Raw genomic sequence first — 3,116 nt, forward strand, 5'->3', positions numbered from 1 at the left:
GCCCTACTTGAAGTGAAGCGAGGGTCTTTCTTTTTACATTTTTAATTCAGCTTCTAAGCTGATAAAGCGACCAATAAACGACAAAAAACACATTTCAATAGCCGCTGTTATTTAACCACTAACACAGGACATTCAGCTTTATTGGTAATCGCTTCAGCAACATTTTCATTCAAAAAATGAGAGATTCCTGATCTGCCATGGCTGGCGATAACCACCATCCCAATGTCGCCGCTATTGGCCTCTGCCAAAATTTCAGTAATGACATCACCACGTCGAATAACGGTTTCAATCTTTAATTTTGTATTGAGCAGCCCCAATAACTCATGCATTTGGCTCGCTGCAGCTTCTTCCATGCTTTTTGCCAACTCTTCCGGTGTAACCGAAAGAATCATGTAATTCTCATTACCAAAAGGCTGCTCCACAACGTGTAAGATACGAATACCAACTTGATATAAGTTTGCCAGTTCAATAGCATATCTTAAAGCATGTGACGCAGTATGAGAAAAGTCGGTAGGCCATAAAATATTACCTGTGCGCATTTATCCTCCTCAATGCAAAGTGTGCATTTGCAATCACATTGAATACCTTACCCCAAACACACTCGCTATCATTTACCAAAGCCGAGAAAAACCGAGGGTCAGGCCATTCGAGCAAGATCTGTCCCTCCTGATTATTAACGATCAACACCAAAATATTCAGAGAGATAGTCTAAGACAAGCTGTTGATGTTCTTCGTCAAGTCTATCCATCTCCTGTTCCTCCACCATCCATTCTAAGGTTTTCTCCCATCTATAACGATCCAAGCCTTGTTGTACAACCAATTTAATAGAATGACACACAGAGCAAGTATAAAAGACTTCCTCTCGGCCCTTGCCCTTAGGCAGTAACGCTAATTCAGGATCCTCTTCTTCAGTTAAAACTATAGGTGCGGTTTCTCCTTTAAAAGAGCTGGGCGGTAATGCGATTGGATTGTCGGACTGTAATCGTAACCAGGCTATAACAGCCACCCGGTCAGCTTTACTTTTTATACCAGGAAAGGTCATTGCTGTTCCGGGAATTATTTGTGATGGATTTTGTATAAACTGATCGAGCTTCTCAATATCCCAACTCCCCTTTTGCTCAGTGAAAGCAGCACTATAGTTATAATCCTTTTTCGACGCTATTTCTCGCCCCAAAACACCAAAGAGATTAGGCCCTATCTTTGCCGGTTCACCTTTGCCGATAGAGTGACAAGCTTGGCAGCTAATGGATACTTTACTTCCTCTTTCAATATCTGCAGTCACCAATAAATCATTTAATTCATTGGCATAATGAATAGAAGGAAATAGACATAATAGGCAGATTAGGGCCAGACGGAGTTTGATTGCTTTCATTGTCGAGAGTCACCTTGTTTGTTGAGGTGATTTAAACACTGCCCATATGAGTAGTGTTTAAATGAAGGTTTCCTATGCTACAACCAGTGAAATACGGTGAAAAGTATTATTCAGATAGCCCTTTGGATTCCAGCTTATAGCGAAAGGTTGTGTAATGCCTTCGCTGTCAGTGGCACGCGCCCAAACTTCATAATAGCCCGATAGAGGAAACGAGAGCTCTGCACTCCAATGTTGCCATGCACCATCATTTGCTGGCTCTTCTAGTTTAGCTTTTTGCCATGTAGCACCAAAATCATGGGAGACATGTACTTCTTTAACTTTTCGATCTCCAGCCCATGCATGACCGCGAATACTTAGTTTTTTGTCATTAACCGTTTGCCCGGTTGCAGGGTAAGTAATGAGTGATTTTATGGGCATAGCTTCAATGATGACAAAATCTTTTGTATCCACTTTCTCACCTGGGGCTACTGGACGATTAGGAATTCGATAAGCGGTGCCGGTCATTTTAGGGCCATCGTGAACAATGTCGCGTAAATAAATTCGGGTCAGCCATTTCTGAGAACAACTACCCGGCCAACCAGGAACAACCAAGCGAAGTGGCGCGCCATTCATCGGGTGGATCGGTTTTCCATTTTGTTCAAAAGCGATAAGAATATTTGGATCCATTGCTTTTTTAATTGGAACGCCGCGAGAGATGGCAAGCTTACCAGCCTTACCTGATAGATGAGTATCTGCGCCTTCATGAGCGGTATAAATGACATTGTCTTTAATACCGGCTTCTTTAAGCACATCAACTAAGCGAACCCCTGTCCATTCAGAGCAAGCAACCGCACCGTAACCCCACTGGTTACCTGAAGCTGGAGGGGTAAAAAATGCGCGGCCATTACCCCCACATTCAATAACGAGCTGCTTGGTTACAACTTCAAACTTACTCTTAAGATCTTTTATTGAAAGCGTCATCCGATTATCAACTAATCCATCAACAGTGAGGCTCCAAGTATCAACATCCATAGAGGTGGGCGGGTTGCCATTATTGCGAATAAAGTGGCGACTTTGCGGGGTAATACGGTCATCCAACAAATGTGCGGCTGGCTCTGCGTTCACTGGACGATCATTGTGGATCGTAAGACCATCTTTATCCAGAGCTGCATTGCCTTCAATATCATCCGCAAGTGCTATCGGTACTAACCCTTCGGCCATGTTTTTGTGAAAGGGAATAGCCGACACACCAAGCAAGGCCGTTATAGTAGCTAGGCTTGCACCTTGTAAAAAACGTCGTCGCTCATTGGGCTGTTCTATCGAAGTCGTATCTTCTGATTGTTCCGCTAGGGTGAAATCTTGATCCGGAAGTTTTGAATTATCGTCCATTGTATGCTCCAGAATGTCATGATAAAACCTTATAAATAAGTAAATTTAACTTTAGACCATTATCTTTTTTTTATCTAATAGAAAACGCCAGAGCCTAGTTATACCAAAAGAATTAAATTTATGATCCGATCTGGTATATTCTTTTAATTAGTCAAGAGTCCGTTCATGAATTGAAAATTATGAAAGATCTAGTAAATGAATAGAATAGCTTTATCAGTGATGTGGAGAGAGTGAAAACACTCAGCTTAAGAGACTGGATCGAAATGGATGATTAATTTATGAAATTGGTATTACGTTTGGAAGGATCGACAAGGTTATATTATTAGTTTTTTGGATTGGTATTTTTATTTTAGTATTGGTCAAAGGAAGGAGTGTT

General features: G+C 41.6%; 3 protein-coding genes. All 3 read right to left on the reverse strand.

Annotated features, from left to right (window positions below; genetic code table 11):
• Positions 1-107 precede the first annotated feature (107 nt).
• The 3 genes from CXF72_RS00255 to CXF72_RS00265 all read right to left on the reverse strand — a co-directional run bounded on the left by CXF72_RS00255 (position 108) and on the right by CXF72_RS00265 (position 2,740).
• Positions 108-539 (reverse strand): universal stress protein, encoded by a 432-nt coding sequence (locus CXF72_RS00255; RefSeq protein WP_101036044.1) that lies wholly within the window; start codon positions 537-539, stop codon positions 108-110.
• A 134-nt stretch (positions 540-673) separates the two neighbouring features.
• A complete protein-coding gene (locus CXF72_RS00260) occupies positions 674-1,372 on the reverse strand; it encodes a c-type cytochrome (protein WP_101036045.1) in 699 nt (232 codons plus the stop codon).
• A gap of 72 nt (positions 1,373-1,444) precedes the next feature.
• Entirely contained in the window at positions 1,445-2,740 is a 1,296-nt protein-coding gene (locus tag CXF72_RS00265; RefSeq protein WP_101036046.1) for a sulfite oxidase, read from the reverse strand.
• Between the last annotated feature and the right edge of the window lie 376 nt (positions 2,741-3,116).

It is taken from the genome of Psychromonas sp. MB-3u-54 (genome assembly GCF_002836415.1).
Taxonomy (GTDB): Bacteria; Pseudomonadota; Gammaproteobacteria; order Enterobacterales; family Psychromonadaceae; genus Psychromonas.